Origin of the sequence: Streptomyces sp. NBC_00690 (genome assembly GCF_036226685.1) — a bacterium.
Lineage (GTDB): Bacteria > Actinomycetota > Actinomycetes > Streptomycetales > Streptomycetaceae > Streptomyces.
This window is the reverse complement of the sequence record NZ_CP109009.1, coordinates 6289625-6305031: the sequence shown is the minus strand read 5'-3', so window position 1 is coordinate 6305031 and position 15407 is coordinate 6289625. Positions and strand designations below refer to the sequence as shown.

The 15407-nt window shown below is 69.2% G+C and carries 13 protein-coding genes; 3 read left to right on the top strand and 10 right to left on the bottom strand.

Going from position 1 to position 15407, the window contains the following annotated elements; translation table 11 throughout:
* The first annotated feature begins 48 nt into the window (after positions 1-48).
* From OID54_RS27755 to OID54_RS27745, 3 genes are all read left to right on the top strand, one after another.
* On the top strand, positions 49-558 hold the full coding sequence (locus OID54_RS27755; RefSeq protein WP_329023844.1) for a hypothetical protein: 510 nt from the start codon (positions 49-51) through the stop codon (positions 556-558).
* Complete coding sequence (locus OID54_RS27750; protein WP_329023842.1) at positions 555-989, top strand: ferritin-like domain-containing protein; 435 nt, start codon at positions 555-557, stop codon at positions 987-989. Before OID54_RS27755 ends, OID54_RS27750 begins: the two co-directional genes overlap by 4 nt.
* 125 nt (positions 990-1114) lie before the next feature.
* A complete protein-coding gene (locus tag OID54_RS27745) occupies positions 1115-1984 on the top strand; it encodes an aminoglycoside phosphotransferase family protein (RefSeq protein WP_329023840.1) in 870 nt (289 codons plus the stop codon).
* Between the two features lie 88 nt (positions 1985-2072).
* Here the strand turns inward: OID54_RS27745 and OID54_RS27740 are convergent, their stop codons facing one another.
* The 10 genes from OID54_RS27740 to OID54_RS27695 form a co-directional block, all read right to left on the bottom strand.
* The gene (locus OID54_RS27740; protein WP_329023839.1) at positions 2073-3770 is read right to left on the bottom strand and encodes a proline--tRNA ligase; all 1698 of its coding nucleotides are present in this window, start codon (positions 3768-3770) and stop codon (positions 2073-2075) included.
* A 69-nt stretch (positions 3771-3839) separates the two neighbouring features.
* Positions 3840-4388 (bottom strand): GNAT family N-acetyltransferase, encoded by a 549-nt coding sequence (locus OID54_RS27735; protein WP_329023837.1) that lies wholly within the window; start codon positions 4386-4388, stop codon positions 3840-3842.
* A gap of 119 nt (positions 4389-4507) precedes the next feature.
* On the bottom strand, positions 4508-5350 hold the full coding sequence (locus tag OID54_RS27730; RefSeq protein WP_329027823.1) for a GNAT family N-acetyltransferase: 843 nt from the start codon (positions 5348-5350) through the stop codon (positions 4508-4510).
* Between the two features lie 305 nt (positions 5351-5655).
* Entirely contained in the window at positions 5656-6813 is a 1158-nt protein-coding gene (ispG, locus tag OID54_RS27725) for a flavodoxin-dependent (E)-4-hydroxy-3-methylbut-2-enyl-diphosphate synthase (protein ID WP_329023836.1), read from the bottom strand.
* A gap of 165 nt (positions 6814-6978) precedes the next feature.
* Positions 6979-8280 (bottom strand): M50 family metallopeptidase, encoded by a 1302-nt coding sequence (locus OID54_RS27720; RefSeq protein WP_329023834.1) that lies wholly within the window; start codon positions 8278-8280, stop codon positions 6979-6981.
* Entirely contained in the window at positions 8277-9527 is a 1251-nt protein-coding gene (gene dxr / locus OID54_RS27715; RefSeq protein WP_329023832.1) for a 1-deoxy-D-xylulose-5-phosphate reductoisomerase, read from the bottom strand. Before dxr ends, OID54_RS27720 begins: the two co-directional genes overlap by 4 nt.
* 53 nt (positions 9528-9580) lie before the next feature.
* Positions 9581-11527 (bottom strand): acyl-CoA dehydrogenase family protein, encoded by a 1947-nt coding sequence (locus tag OID54_RS27710; RefSeq protein ID WP_329023829.1) that lies wholly within the window; start codon positions 11525-11527, stop codon positions 9581-9583.
* A 288-nt stretch (positions 11528-11815) separates the two neighbouring features.
* The gene (locus OID54_RS27705) at positions 11816-12970 is read right to left on the bottom strand and encodes a serine hydrolase domain-containing protein (protein WP_329023827.1); all 1155 of its coding nucleotides are present in this window, start codon (positions 12968-12970) and stop codon (positions 11816-11818) included.
* 1135 nt (positions 12971-14105) lie between these two features.
* Positions 14106-14510 carry an ATP-binding protein gene (locus tag OID54_RS27700; protein ID WP_329023825.1) on the bottom strand — a complete coding sequence of 135 codons (405 nt, stop codon included), beginning with the start codon at positions 14508-14510 and terminating at the stop codon, positions 14106-14108.
* 551 nt (positions 14511-15061) lie between these two features.
* The gene (locus OID54_RS27695; RefSeq protein ID WP_329023824.1) at positions 15062-15406 is read right to left on the bottom strand and encodes a hypothetical protein; all 345 of its coding nucleotides are present in this window, start codon (positions 15404-15406) and stop codon (positions 15062-15064) included.
* Between the last annotated feature and the right edge of the window lies 1 nt (position 15407).

Here is a 15407-nt window from a genome sequence, read left to right as displayed (position 1 = left end):
AGGTACGCTCGCCTGCGGCGATGATCACCGAGAAGTAGGGAGACACGCGTGGGGCGCACGGGGACGACACGCAGACGTGCCCTCGTCGTGACGGCGGCGGCCACCGCGGGCTCGCTTGCGGGCTGCTCCGATGGCGGTTCCGAACCGGATACACGCGCCCGTGCGGAGCGCGCTGCGCAGCGTCGAGCCGAGGCCGACGCGACCTTGCGGAAACGGTTGGCCGCTGCCAGCGGAGCGCTGCGGGACCAGTACGACGCCACCGTGACGCGCCATCCGCAGTTGGCCGGGCGGTTGACGGCGCTGCGCGGGTCGGTGTCAGAGCACGTCACGGCGTTCGGCGGCACCGGTCGTACCGCGCCCCCGCCGACGGTGCCCGATGACCCGGCCGGTGCCCTGCGGGCCCTGGCGACGGCCGAACGGCACATCGCCGACGCCCACACCGCCGCGCTGGTGGACGCGGAGCCGGAACTGGCCAGATTGCTGGCGTCCGTCGCCGCGGCCGGTGCCGCGCACACCTATCTGCTGACTGCCCCGGCACCGAGCGGGGTGGTCACATGAGCACCCAGGCCCTGCTGACCGCGGTCCAGGCCGCGCTGGCCGCGGAACACGCTGCGGTCTACGGCTACGGAGTCGTCGGCGCCCGGATCGACGACGCCCGCAGGGCCGAGGCCGTCCAGGCCCACGACGCCCACCGTGCCCGGCGCGACTCACTGGGACGCACCGTGCGCGACCTGGGCGGCACCCCCGCCGCTGCGGCGCCCGGCTACGCCCTGCCCTTCCCGGTCCCTGACCCGGCCGCTGCCCTACGGCTCGCCAGCCATCTGGAGGACCGGGTCGCCGGTGTGTACTCCGATCTCGTACGGGCGGCGAACGGCCAGCTCAGACGGGAGGCGGCGGTATCGCTGCGGGAGGCGGCAGTCCGGTCGGTGCGGTGGCGGGGCAGCGGCGTAGCCTTTCCTGGGCTCGCCGAGCGTGCGGCCCGTCCGTGACGAACCGTCCCCGTCGGTCCCCGACGGCGGTGGAGCTACGGGAGGCAGCGGTGGGCGTGGACCGAACAGATGGATGTCGGCGCCGATGACCGTGTCGACATCGTTGGAGAGGGAAACACTCGCACATGGGTTTTGAAGCGCCCCGACGTCTGGTGCGGGCGCTCGGTGAGGGTGATGCCTGGCTCGCCCGGCTGCCGTCGATCGCCGAGGAAGCAGTGGATCGGCTGGAACTGGCGGTCGAGCGGACGGTGGTCCCGGGCGGCAGGAGCAGTTGCGTCCTGCTCGTCAGACGCTCGGACGGCACCTCAGCGGCGCTGAAGCTGGCGCCGCCGTCCGCGGCACCCGAGGCGGAGCGCGCGGCCCTCGCACACTGGGCCGGCTGGGGTGCGGCCCATCTGCTGCCCGCGGCCCCCGCGGAGGGCGCCTTCCTGCTGGAGCGGTTGCACCCGGAGGTGTCCCTGCGCTCGCTCCCCGACGGAAAGGCACTGCTGGAGGCGGCGGGGATCGTACGTCGGCTCTGGGTGGAGCCGGCCGCGGACCATGGCTTCGAGACGGTCGCCGAACGCACCGCCCGCCAGGCGAAGTCACTGCGTGACTCGGCGGAGCTGGCCGGGGAGCCCCTGGTGACGGCCGCCTTGGCGGCGCGGGACGAACTGGCTGCGAGTTCCCCGGAGTCCCTGCTGCTGCACGGCAGCTTCCGCCAGGGCAAGGTCCTGGCCGGGGACCGTACGCCCTGGGTTGCGGTGGGCCCCGACCCCGTGGTCGGGGAGCGCGCCTACGATCTGGGCCGGCTCGCCTGGGACCGGGTGGAGGACCTGGTGGCCGCGGCGGCGGGGGCTTCGGCGACCCGGCGTCGTATCAACAAGCTCGCGGATTCGCTGGAGGTGGATGCGGAGCGGCTGCGCGGGTGGGCGCTGTTCCGTGCGGTGGAGTCGGCCCGGCGGGTGTCCGTCCCGGAGGCGGAGCTCCGGTGGGAGTTCGCCTCCTGGTTGTGAGCACGGGCGGGGGCGTCGACGGCTGAGGAGCGGTGGACACGGCTGTGCCCCCCTCGGCCAGCGGGCCGAGGGGGGCACAGCCCGATATTCAGGCGCGCAGTCGGGCGACGGCCTCCGCGAGGGGCAGCTCCTCGCGCTCACCGGTACGGCGGTCCTTCAGTTCCAGGACCCCTTCGGCAGCGCGACGACCCGCGACCAGGATCTTGGGCACGCCGATCAGTTCGGCATCGGTGAACTTCACGCCGGGCGACACCCCCGGGCGCTCGTCCACCAGGACCCGCAGCCCCGCCGCGGCGAGCGCATCGGCCGCCTGGAGTGCCAGTTCGATCTGGAGCGCCTTGCCGGCCGCGACCACGTGGACGTCGGCGGGTGCGATCTCCGCGGGCCAGCACAGGCCCTTCTCGTCGGCGCTCTGCTCGGCAAGCGCCGCCACGGCACGGGAGACACCGACGCCGTACGAGCCCATGGTGACCCGAGTGGGCTTGCCGTTCTGCCCGAGGACGTCGAGCTGGAAGGCGTCGGCGTACTTGCGGCCCAGCTGGAAGATGTGGCCGATCTCGATGGCGCGGTCCAGCTTGAGGCCAGTGCCGCACTTCGGGCAGGGGTCGCCATCCTGGACGGTGACGACATCCACGTACTCGTCGACCTCGAAGTCACGGCCTGCGACGACGTGGCGCACATGGGCGCCGTCCTTGTTGGCTCCGGTGATCCAGGCCGTGCCCGCCGCGATGCGCGGGTCGGCGAGGTAGCGGACCTTCTCAAGGCCCTGCGGGCCGACGTAGCCGCGCACCAGGTCGGGGCGGTCGGCGAAGTCCTCGGCGGTGACCAGTTCGACCTCGGCGGGAGCCAGGTGGTCGGAGAGCTTGCCCAGGTCCACCTCGCGGTCACCGGGCACTCCGACGGCGACGATCTCGCCGTCCACCTTCACCAGGAGGTTCTTCAGCGTGGCGGCGGCCGGCACACCGAGGTGCGCGGCGAGCGACTCGATGGTCGGGGTGTCGGGGGTGTCCAGCTCCTCCATAGCGGGGTGCTGCTGGGGCGCCGGAGCCTCGACGGTGTAGGTCACGGCTTCCGTGTTCGCCGCGTAGTCACAGCCGGTGCAGTGGACGAAGGTGTCCTCGCCGGCCGCTGCGGGGGCCAGGAACTCCTCGGACGCGGAGCCGCCCATCGCGCCGGAGATGGCCGAGACGATGCGGTAGGTGAGCCCGAGCCGGTCGAAGATCCTGATGTACGTCTCGCGGTGGGCGCCGTACGAGTCGACGAGCCCCTCGTCGGTGGTGTCGAAGGAGTACGAGTCCTTCATCAGGAACTCGCGGCTGCGCAGGATGCCCGAGCGGGGGCGGGCCTCGTCCCGGTACTTGGACTGGATCTGGTAGAGCGTGACCGGCAGGTCCTTGTAGGACGTGCACTGGTCCTTGACGAGCAGGGTGAAGATCTCTTCGTGCGTGGGTCCGAGCAGGTAGTCGGCGCCCTTGCGGTCCTTGAGCCGGAACAGTTCGGGCCCGTACTCCTCCCAGCGCCCGGTCGCCTCGTAGGGCTCCTTGGGAAGCACGGCGGGGAGCAGGACCTCCTGGGCGCCCATGGCGTCCATCTCCTCGCGGACCACGCGGGTGACGTTCTCCAGGACCTTCTTGCCGAGCGGCAACCAGGACCAGATGCCCGCGGCGTTGCGGCGGACGTAGCCGGCGCGGACGAGCAGCTTGTGACTGAGCGTCTCGGCGTCTGCCGGGTCATCGCGCAGTGTCTTGACCATCAGACGGGACATGCGCTGGACCTGGGCTGCCATGAGGAATTCTCCTGCGTCAAGAAAGAGTGATGTGCAGGAGGTTAGCCGGGCCGCCGGTGAGGGTGGAAATCAGTTCCCCCTCAGCAGGGGCAGCGGGGCGCCCATCACGGCGTACGGACTGGGTGCGCTCGGGAAGTGGACCTGGAGCGCGAGGTCCTGGTAACCGAGGCTGCGGTAGAGCCCCCGGGCGGGCGATTCGATGTCCAGGGCGGACAGGATGGAGCGCGGCTGATCCACTCCGTCGGTGATGGAGGTGATCAGGGAGCGCCCGATGCCACGGCCCTGGAAGTCGGGGTGGACGTGGAGTTCGGTGATGACGAAGGAGTCGTCGAGCCAGTGATCGATGCCGGCGCTGCGGAGGTAGGGCTCCACGATGGTGGACCACCAGTGCCGGCGGTCGTTGGGCATGCCGTAGACGAAGCCGACGAGTCGGCCGGTGCCGGTCTGGGCGCCCAGGGCCCAGGCTCCCGGCTGGAGCATGTGGCGGTAGACGATGTGGCGGCGTACCGCGATCTCCTCGTCGCTGAGCCCGAAGGCAAGTGCCTGAACCGTCAGGGCTTCATCGATGCGCGAGGCAAGATCGAACGGCCCGATCAGGACATCGGAGAGTGCTGCCATGCGCGAACCCTACTGGTCGTGCCCACTAGTCAGAACGGCGCACTGCAACGTTGATGCGCGTGCACAGGATCCCGTCACGACTCGGCGACGTGTCCGACAACGCCCAGATCGGACACGGCCTAGAACAGGACGCTCATGAAGGCGCCGGTCTCCTCAAAGCCGACCCGACGGTACGCGGCCCGCGCAGCGGTGTTGTAGTCGTTGACGTACAGACTGACCACGGGGGCGATGTCGGCAAGGGCGTAGCGCAGTACGGCGGCCATGCCCGTCTCGGAGAGTCCTCGGCCGCGGTGTTCGGGGTCGACCCAGACGCCTTGGACCTGGCACACCTGGGAGGTGGCGGCGCCGATCTCGGCCTTGAAGACGACCCGGCCGTCGTCGATGCGGGCGAACGAGCGACCGGCGCCGACGAGCTCGGCCACCCGTGCCTGGTAGAGGAGACCGCCGTCGCCCGCCATCGGGGAGACTCCGACCTCCTCGGTGAACATGGCCACGCAGGCGGGCATGATCACTTCCATCTCGTCCTTGCGGATGCGGCGGACATAGGGGTCGGGCGCGATGTCGGCCGGCACGTGATCGGTGACCATGAGCGGCTGGTGGGGTCGTACGTCGCGGGCGGGGCCCCAGTTGGGTTCGAGCAGTCGCCACAGGAGCGCCGTGGGCTCGGCGGGGCCCACGATCGATGAGCAGCGGCGGCCGGCCCTGCGGGCCCGGTCCGCGAAGGCGCGGACGGCTTCGGGGGTGGCACAGATGGGGACGAGGTTGGCGCCGGAGTAGCACAGCGAGCGCAGTCGTCCGTCGGTGTACCAACCCCACATTTCGCCGCCCAGCCGCCATGGGTCGAGCCCGGCGACCTGGACCCGCGAGGTGACGAAGGCATTCGTCACGGGTTCGCTCTCCAGGACGGCGAGCGCCGCTTCGAGGTCGCTGGGTTCGAGGACCCGGGTGGTGGTCTGCGTCAACACGAGGGGGCCTCACCAAACGGTCTGCTGGTCTCCGCACTGTACCTGCCGGGTGGGCCGGGTGCCGAGCGGTGGGCGGCCCCGCATTCCGTCGCCGGACGGGTGCGGGGCCAGTACTGCCTGGTGCGGGGGGTAGTCGGTGCTTTCGGGCGGCCGGGTGGCTTTGCGGACTTGTGATCGGTCCGCGCTCACGTCTCCTGCCGGAGCGGGAGCGGTCCGGTCTGCTGGTCCCGGTCGGCTAGACGACAACGAGCCGGGCCGTGAACGTGCGGCGACCGGAGGGTCACCGGGAGATCTGACGGACGTCAGCCCGCGACGGAGACGGTCGGCTCGCCCGAGGGGATGCCGTTCTTCTCCATCTCCTCGGCGATCTTCATGGCCTCGTCAATGAGGGTCTCGACGATCTTCGACTCGGGGACGGTCTTGATGACCTCGCCCTTGACGAAGATCTGGCCCTTGCCGTTGCCCGACGCGACACCGAGGTCGGCCTCACGGGCTTCGCCGGGGCCGTTCACCACACAGCCCATAACCGCGACCCGCAGGGGCACCTCCATGCCCTCCAGACCGGCGGTGACCTCCTCGGCGAGCTTGTAGACGTCGACCTGGGCCCGACCGCACGAGGGGCAGGAGACGATCTCCAGCCGGCGCTGGCGGAGGTTGAGCGACTCCAGGATCTGGATGCCGACCTTGATCTCCTCCGCGGGCGGGGCGGAGAGGGAGACCCGGATGGTGTCGCCGATGCCCTCGCTCAGCAGTGCGCCGAAGGCGACGGCCGATTTGATGGTGCCCTGGAACGCAGGACCGGCTTCGGTGACGCCGAGGTGCAGCGGGTAGTCGCACTGGGCGGCCAGTTGGCGGTAGGCGTTGACCATCACGACGGGGTCGTTGTGCTTGACCGAGATCTTGATGTCGCGGAAGCCGTGCTCCTCGAAGAGGGACGCTTCCCACAGAGCGGACTCGACGAGCGCCTCGGGGGTGGCCTTGCCGTACTTCTTCAGCAGGCGCGCATCCAGCGAACCGGCGTTGACGCCGATGCGGATGGGGGTGTTCGAGGCGAGCGCCGCCGCGGCGATCTCCTTCACCTTGTCGTCGAACTGCTTGATGTTGCCCGGGTTGACCCGGACCGCGGCGCAGCCGGCGTCGATCGCGGCGAAGACGTACTTGGGCTGGAAGTGGATGTCCGCAATGACCGGGATCTGCGACTTGCGCGCGATGATGGACAGGGCGTCGGCGTCGTCCTGAGTGGGGCAGGCCACCCGGACGATCTGGCAGCCGGAGGCCGTCAACTCGGCGATCTGCTGGAGGGTCGCACCGATGTCGGAGGTGCGCGTCGTGGTCATCGACTGCACCGAGATCGGGGCGTCACCGCCCACCGCGACGGATCCGACCTGGATCTTCCGACTGACCCGTCGGTCGGCGAGCTTGATCGGAACGGTGGGAATACCGAGAGAAATCGCGGTCATCTGCTGTGCAACCCCAAGGTGTGGATCGAGGTCCCGAGAACGGCGGGCTCCAGGGCTCCGAGGTTACGGCACCACGGTTACGACAAGCACATCGCGCGAGGAAAACACCCCACATAGTGGGACGGCCGGGTGCAAAGTACACCCGGCCGTCCCACACTCAAGTGGTCAACTGATCTTCACCGGGTTGACGATGTCGGCGACGAGGACCAGCAGTGTGAAGCAGATGAAGACGCCCGCGACCACATAGGCCACCGGCATCAACTTGGCGACGTCGAACGGACCGGGGTCGGGGCGGCGGAAGACCTTCGCCACGTTGCGGCGTACGGACTCCCACAGGGCGCCCGCGATGTGCCCGCCGTCGAGCGGCAGCAGCGGCAGCATGTTGAACAGGAACAGCGACAGGTTGAAGCCGGCGAGGAGCATCATGAAGGTCGCGATGATGTTCTCGGTGGGAACGTCGAGGTTCATCACCTCGCCGCTGATGCGGGCAGCGCCGACGACACCGACCGGGGAGTCGTCCTTGCGCTCGCCGTCGCTGAAGGCCGCGTCCCACAGGTCGGGGACCTTGGCCGGCAGGGCGATGATCGATTCCACGCCGTTGGCCATCATGTCGCCCATGCGGTCGACGGACTGGGTGAAGTTCAGCGGCAGGATCTCGGTCTGTGCGGCGAAGCCGAGGTAGCCGGCCGGGACGAAGGCGTCGGGGACGACCTCCCCGTCCGAGTCCTTCTTGGCCACCATGTTCCTGATGAGGTTGGCCTCAAGGACCTGCTCGGTGCCGTCGCGCTCGACGGTGATGCTGGCGGGGCCGATCGTCTGGCGAATGCGGTCGGAGAGCTCGGGCCAGCCGGAGACCTTCTCCCCGTTGAAGGCGACGATCTTGTCGCCCGCACGGAGGCCGGCCTGCTTCGCGGGGGAGACCGGGTCGCCCGCCGCACAGGTGTTGCGGTCCTCGCTCTGCTTGATGACGCAGTTCTGGACTCCGGCGACCTGGGTGGTCTGGGTGGCGAAGCCGAAGGTCATCGCCACCCCGAGGAAGATCGCGACGGCGAGGATCAGGTTCATGAACGGCCCGGCGAACATCACGATGACGCGCTTCCACGGCTTGCGCGTGTAGAAGAGGCGCTTTTCGTCACCGGGCTGGAGCTCTTCGTAAGCAGCGGTCCTGGCGTCCTCGATCATGCCGCGCCAAGGGGAGGTGGAGCGGGCCTCGATCCGGCCGTCCTCCCCCGGCGGGAACATCCCGATCATGCGGATATAGCCGCCCATGGGGATGGCCTTGATGCCGTACTCAGTTTCGCCCCGGTGCCGGGAGAAGAGGGTGGGACCGAAGCCCACCATGTACTGCGGCACCCGGATGCCGAACAGCTTGGCCGTCGAGAGGTGGCCCAGCTCATGCCAGGCGATGGAGAACAACAGACCCACGGCGAACAGCGCAATGCCGAGAATGGTCAACAACATCGTCATGCGCGAGCCTCCGCTGTGGCCTTGACCGCGAGCTCCCGGGCCCTGGCTCGGGCCCAGCTCTCCGCTTGCAGGACGTCGGACACCGTCAGTGAAGTTCCCCGGGCGGGCACTCCGTGTTCGGTGACGACGTCAGTGACCGTATCCATGATGGCGTTGAAAGGCAGCCGACCGGCGAGGAACGCTTCGACGCACTCCTCGTTGGCCGCATTGAACACCGCCGGGGCGGTACCGCCCAGCTCGCCCACCTGGCGGGCGAGACCCACCGCGGGGAACGCGTCGGTGTCCAGGGGGAAGAACTCCCAGCTCGACGCCTTGGTCCAGTCGAAGGATGGGGCCGCGTCGGGCACCCGCTCGGGCCAGCCGATACCGAGGGCGATCGGGCCGCGCATATCGGGCGGTGTGGCCTGCGCCAGGGTTGACCCGTCAGTGAACTCCACCATGGAGTGCACATAGGACTGGGGGTGGACGACGACCTCGATGCGCTCGAAGGGGATGTCATAGAGCAGGTGCGCCTCGATGACCTCCAGGCCCTTGTTGACGAGGGTGGCGCTGTTGATGGTGATCACCGGGCCCATCGCCCAGGTGGGGTGCGCCAGCGCCTCGGCGCGGGTCACCTCGGCGAGCTCGGCCCGGGTACGGCCCCGGAACGGCCCGCCGGACGCGGTGACGACCAGTTTGCGGACTTCGGAGCGCTTGCCGGCGGCCAGGGCTTGGAAGAGCGCGGCATGCTCGGAGTCCACCGGGATGATCTGGCCGGGGCGGGCCAACTCCTTCACCAGGGGCCCGCCGACGATGAGCGACTCCTTGTTGGCGAGCGCGAGGGTGCGGCCCGCCTTGAGCGCAGCCAGGGTGGGTGCGAGACCGATGGAGCCGGTGATGCCGTTGAGCACGGTGTGGCATTCGGATGCGGCGAGTTCGGTGGCCGCGTCCGGGCCGGCCAGGATCTCGGGCTGCGGCGCGGTGCCGTAGCGGGCGGACAGCTCCGCGCGCAGGGCGGGCACGGCGTCCTCCCTGGCTACGGCGACGACGCGAACTCCCAACCGGTGGGCCTGCTCGGCCAGGAGGGCGACCCGGCCGCCCGCGGCGGAGAGCGCCGTGACCCGGAAGCGGTCCGGGTTGCGCAGGACGAGGTCGATGGCCTGGGTTCCGATCGATCCGGTACAGCCAAGGACCACGACATCTCTGCGCCCGGTGGCCGAGTCGAAGACGGTGTGCGGGTCGGCAAGGGGGGATGGGCTGTCGCTCATCCCCCCATTGTGTCCGCAATCGACGGCCCGGTTGACAGTGGTGTCCGAGAGCGTCAACGGATGGGGCGGTGGACGTTCTCCCGTTCGGATGGGCCGGGAGTGGCGTCCGCGATCCAGGGGCCGTCGCCACTGGGGTCGACGATCCCCTCTTCCAGCCACTCGTACCGTCCCGCGAGGACCCCGTCCACCACTCGACGGTCGATGTCGTCGGTGTTGGACCACAGCCGGGTGAAGAGTTCCTCGATCCGCAGCCGGGACTGGCGGCAGAAGGCGTCGGCCAGTTGGTACGCCTCGCGGCCGTGGTCACCGGAGACGCGCAGCATCTCCGCCCGTACGCAGGTGGCGGAGATCGCGAAGAGTTCCGCGCCGATGTCGACGATCCGGCCGAGGAAGCCCTGTTTGGTCTCCATCCGCCCCTGCCAGCGGGACATGGCGAGGAAGGTGGAGCGGGCGAGCTTGCGGGCACTGCGCTCGGCATAGCGCAGGTGTACGGCGAGGTCGGGGTGGCCCGCCGGGTGGAACTCACCGTAGGAGCGAGGGCTGTGCCCCGGTCCTGTGACGAGTTTGGGGAGCCAGCGGGCGTAGAACGCGGTGGCCTGTGCACCGGCTCTGGCCTTGTCGCCGAGCGACTTGTCCGGGTCGATGAGATCGCCCGCCACCTTGAGGTGGGCGTCGACCGCCTCACGGGCGATCAAGAGGTGCATGATCTCGGTGGAGCCTTCGAAGATCCGGTTGATCCGCAGATCGCGCAGCATCTGTTCGGCCGGCACCGCCCGCTCGCCGCGCGCCGCGAGCGAGTCCGCGGTCTCGAAGCCCCGGCCGCCGCGGATCTGGACCAGTTCGTCGGCGATCAGACAGCCCATCTCGGAGCCGAAGAGCTTGGCGAGCGCGGCCTCGATGCGGATGTCGTTCCGGTCCTCGTCGGCCAGTTGGGAGGCGAGGTCGACGACCGCTTCGAGGGCGAACGTGGTGGCGGCGATAAACGAGATCTTCGCTCCCACCGCCTCGTGCCGCGCCACGGGCTTGCCCCACTGCTCACGTGCGGCCGACCACTCGCGGGCGATCTTGAGGCACCACTTCCCGGCGCCCGCGCACATCGCGGGCAGGGAGAGCCGACCGGTGTTGAGCGTGGTCAGCGCGATCTTGAGGCCGGCGCCCTCGGGCCCGATGCGGTTGGCGGCGGGCACACGGACCTGGTGGAAGCGGGTGACGCCGTTCTCCAGACCGCGCAGGCCCATGAAGGCGTTGCGGTTCTCCACGGTGATGCCCGCACTGTCCGCCTCGACCACGAAGGCGGTGATGCCGCCGGGGTGGCCCTCCGACTTCGGCACCCGCGCCATCACCACCAGGAGGTCGGCGACGACACCGTTGGTGGTCCAGAGCTTGACGCCGTCGAGGACGTACTCGTCGCCGTCGGGGACCGCGGTCGTCGCCAGGCGCGCCGGGTCGGAGCCGACGTCGGGTTCGGTCAGCAGGAACGCCGAGATGTCGGTACGGGCGAGCCTCGGCAGGAAGGTGTCCTTCTGCTCCTCGGTGCCGAACGTCTTGAGCGGCTGCGGCACACCGATCGACTGGTGTGCGGAGAGCAGGGCGCCGATGGCGGGGCTCGCGGAGCCGACCAGGGCGAGGGCCCGGTTGTAGTAGAGCTGGGTGAGGCCCAGGCCGCCGTACTTGGTGTCGATCTTCATCCCCAGCGCACCGAGTTCCCGCAGACCGTTGATGACATCGTCGGGGATGCGGGCCTCGCGCTCGATCAGCGCACCGTCGATCCGGGTCTCGCAGAAGGTGCGCAGCCGGGCGAGGAACTCCTCGCCACGCCGGCTGGCCTCCCCCGAGGGCAAGGGATGGGGGTGGATCAGATCGAGCCGCAACCGGCCCAGAAACAGCTCCTTGGCAAAGCTGGGCTTGCGCCAGTCCTTTTCGCGTGCGGCCTCGGCGACCTGCCGGGCCTCACGCTCGGTGACCTTGGGGGTGCGGTCCTTCTCCAGTGGTGCGGTCATGAGGTCCACCTCGCCGCGAGTCGGGTTGGGGCGCCGGTCGGGGCGGGGCGCTCTACCAACCGGTACTACTCGTCCGTAATACCCGATTACTGTGCCGGTCACCATCCCCGTGCCGCACCCGGGGGAACGTCCGTTACGGAGGGTGACAACGGCAGCTTCGGAGACGTTCTCCATGGCTGACGTCGGCGTCCCCCGGCCCGGTTCGGGGTGTGCGGCCCGCGAAGGTCCGCACACCCCGAACCGGGGGCCGCTTCCTCGGTCCATCCCCCGGCTGAAGCGGCGAGGGACTTAGCGGAAGGCCGGGAAGGCGAAGCGCTGACCGACCGCGTGCCCCTGACCGTGCGCATCGGTCCCGGTCACCGAGTAGACGACCGTACGGGTGAGACCACGGGTGGCGGCGATCACCGTGTTGTAGCCGGGGCGGGCACCGGTCTTGCCCCAGACCTCCACCCCGTCGACCATGAACCGCTCAAGCCCGGCGCTCTTGTTGGCGCCGGCGATGTCCCGGGGAACGGTGAACATCTCCTTGAGCTGCTGTTGCGGCACGACCTTGCCCCGGAACAGCGCGGTCAGCAATCGCTCCAGATCGTCCAGGGTCGAGATCATGTCCCCCGCCGCCCAGCGGTCCGCCACATTCCACTCGGTGACGTCCACCCGCTGTCCGTCGACCAGTTGATAGCCCCTGTTGTGCGGCCCGTTGATACGGGAGTCGGTACCGGGAAAGGACGAGTTCCGCATGCCGGCAGGCCGAAAGACATGGCGAGCGGCACCCTCCTCGAACGACCGTCCGGTCACCTTCTCCACCAGCATGGCGAGGATGGTGTAGTTGATGTTCAGATAGTGCTGTTGGGTTCCGGGTGCGAACTCAGGGCCTCTGGCGATCCCCGCGGCCACCACCACTTCCGGCTCCACGATGTCGAGCCGGCGCGCGTACTGCTCCTCCCAGGACACATCGGCGACGGCTGCGGGCTGGATCCCGCTGGTGTGGTTGAGCAACTGCCGTACGGTGACGGGCTGGAACTCGGGCGTCAGCAGCCCCGGTAGATAGCGCTGTACGGGCCGGTCGAGGTTGATTTTGCCGTCGGCGACGAGCCTCAGCACCAGGGCCGCGGTCACCACCTTCGTCGTCGATCCGGCACGGAACCGGCCGTGGGTGAGGGCAGGGCTGTTGTGGCGCACCTCCCGCACTCCGGCGCTGCCCTCCCATCGACCGTCCCGCCCACCGGCGCGTACCACCGCACTGGTCGCCTCACCGTCCGGAAGTCCCCGCAGCGCGGCTTGGAGCGCCTGCGCCTGCGGATGTTCGGCCGCCCGGGCCTGCGAGACACCGGGCACCTGAGTGGTGGCCGGGCTCGCGAAGGCGGCCCCGGCCGTGACCCCTAGGGCAACGACGGTCGAAACGGCGGCGAGCAGGGCACGCCGATGCAACGGAGTGGGTTTCACAGAAAGGGCCCTTCCAGGAGAGGGATGGGGGATGCCTCCCATCCTGAAGACGGCCGTGTGACCCCGGATCCTCATCACGGAGGACACCGCCCCCGGCGTCGACTCGGGGTCAACCCCGTTGTTCCCAGGGTGAATCGGGCGCCGACACCGACACACCCGAACCCCATCACGGCCAGGCTCCTCGTCGCCGGTGGGGAGACCGCGAGGAACCACGCCCCGGTCAGCACGGCGTGATGGCGGCTGCTGTCGAGGACCGCGCCGGGCAAGGAGACCTGCACGGTCGTCGAGTGCCGCTGCCCTCTCCCCCTCCGGCTCACGCACCTGACAGCCGACCGCTGCCCGTGCCCACCGCACCCGGTCGACTCCATCTCACCAGTGCGCCATGGCCCCTACAGGGACCGTGCTGTCCGTGCGGCGCAGAACTCGGCAGCGGGGCGCCACAGCACCCGTACGCACAGTTCGAACGTACGGGGGCCACAGAACCGCGCGGGCCCACTGCGCCAGCGGAGCCAGGGGAATTGGTCATTGGCCGGTCAGGCTGTAGGCGAGAACAGCCATCCAGCCGGCGACCACGGCCACATAGAGGACTTGGCGTACGACTTCGGTCACCTCAGCGAGCCCGTCCCGCGCCTGTTCGAACCATCGGCTGCCTCAACCCGGGTGTGGGGCGCATGGACCCGTAGGGGAATGGCCACGGGCCACACCGCGAGGACATACCTGCCTGACCAGTCGGTCACGGCGAGTGTGAACGGCAGCCCGGCCCGCAGTCGCTCAAAGGCGGCTCGGCGTCCTTGCTCATCTCTGACCCATGTGCGCAAGGCAGTGGGTGCGTCTGTGAGATCGAAGGAGAGATGAGGGTCGGGCGTGACGCACAGCAGCGCGGCCGACCACGGCACATCGGGATCAGGATCCAACCCGTTCGCGATACGGACCGCCTGCACACAGAGCCATCGGATGGCTCGGGGAGCATAGGGGGTCGCGAAATTTCCGAGCACGATCCTGCGGGGCTCGAAAACACCCGGTGAATCGGATTCGGCAATGGCCTCGGCCCAGTAGCCGCATCGCCCGAGGCCGGGAGCCCGATCCCGATCCCGATCCCGACAAGATCGCGCAAGAGCAGCAGCTCCGGATAAGGTCACTGACCGCCTCCGCCAGCGAAGGCGCACCACCAGGTCGTACGCAGGCCATCCTCTGCGACCCCCCAGGCATCGGCATGGGCGTCCACCAGCATCAACCCCCGGCCACCCTCCTCAAGGAGATCCACCGCAATCGGAGGCATCGGCACGCGCTGGGGGCCGCTACTGCTCACCTCGATACAGAGCTGCGTCGTGGTGGACCACATCTGGACCCCGACGTTGCCGTCGCCGTGGACGAACCCGTTGGTGATCAGCTCGGAAAGGCACAGGCCGACTGCGTCCGCACAGGCACCGAATCCCCAAAGGTTCGCGTGGGCCCGCCCGACCCGACGGACCTCCCCTGGCCTCCGTCTGTCCTCGGGAGTCAGGGGACTGCCCGGTCCATTGGTGCGCCGCAGGTTCAAGCCGAGGCGAGGCACACCTTCGGGTGGACCAAGGTCGATGCAGCCCGCTGGCGTGGGTTGACTGCTGGTTGGGGGTGACATGGGGTATCTCCATCGGTCCGGGAACAGTCACCGTCAAGGAGTCGGGACGACGGCCTGCCCGTCCGTGGAGGGGACTGCCCACCGAAGGAGTCCCACGGGACTCTCTACCCGACGTCGTCCAGTGAACTAGTGGGCCCGGAACGGGAACCAGAGGGCTCAAGAGGGGAATCGGTTCAACGAGTTCACCCGTGTTCGACTCCGCGAGCGCTGGTCTAGCGTTGGGGTCTATGACCAGGTCGCCCAACAGCCGCCTCCGCGCCATCATTCATGAGTCAGGTCTGCGATACGAAGATTTGGCCCGCCTCGTGAGATCCGTGGCCGCCACATCCGGGACCACGATCCGCACTGGCAAATCTAACGTTTCCTGCTGGTTGGGTGGCACTCCGCCGAACCCCCAGACCGCCCGCTATCTCTGCGAAGCACTGTCCCGAACACTCAGTCGCCCAATCTCACTGGGCGACATCGGACTCTCAGCAATGCCCGGCGATACCGATACGGCCGATGTCGGGCTTACCGTTGAAGGCGATCCAGTGGAAACGCTGGGGCAATTGGGGAGCGCCGATATCGAACGCCGAACCTTCCTCACCGGGTCCGCCTACTCCGTCGCAGCCGCCGCCCTGCCTCTCGGCACCGCCGGTGAAGCCCATGCCCGTACCCGACGAGCATTGAACGGTGGCGTCGCCGGTGCCGGTGAAGTCCGTGCCGTCCGCGACATGGTGGCGATGTTCACGGCCATCGATGAACGTCATGGCGGCCAACACGGGCGCAGCGCCGTCGTGCAATACCTCCGGACCGACGTCCTCGGGCTGTGCCAAG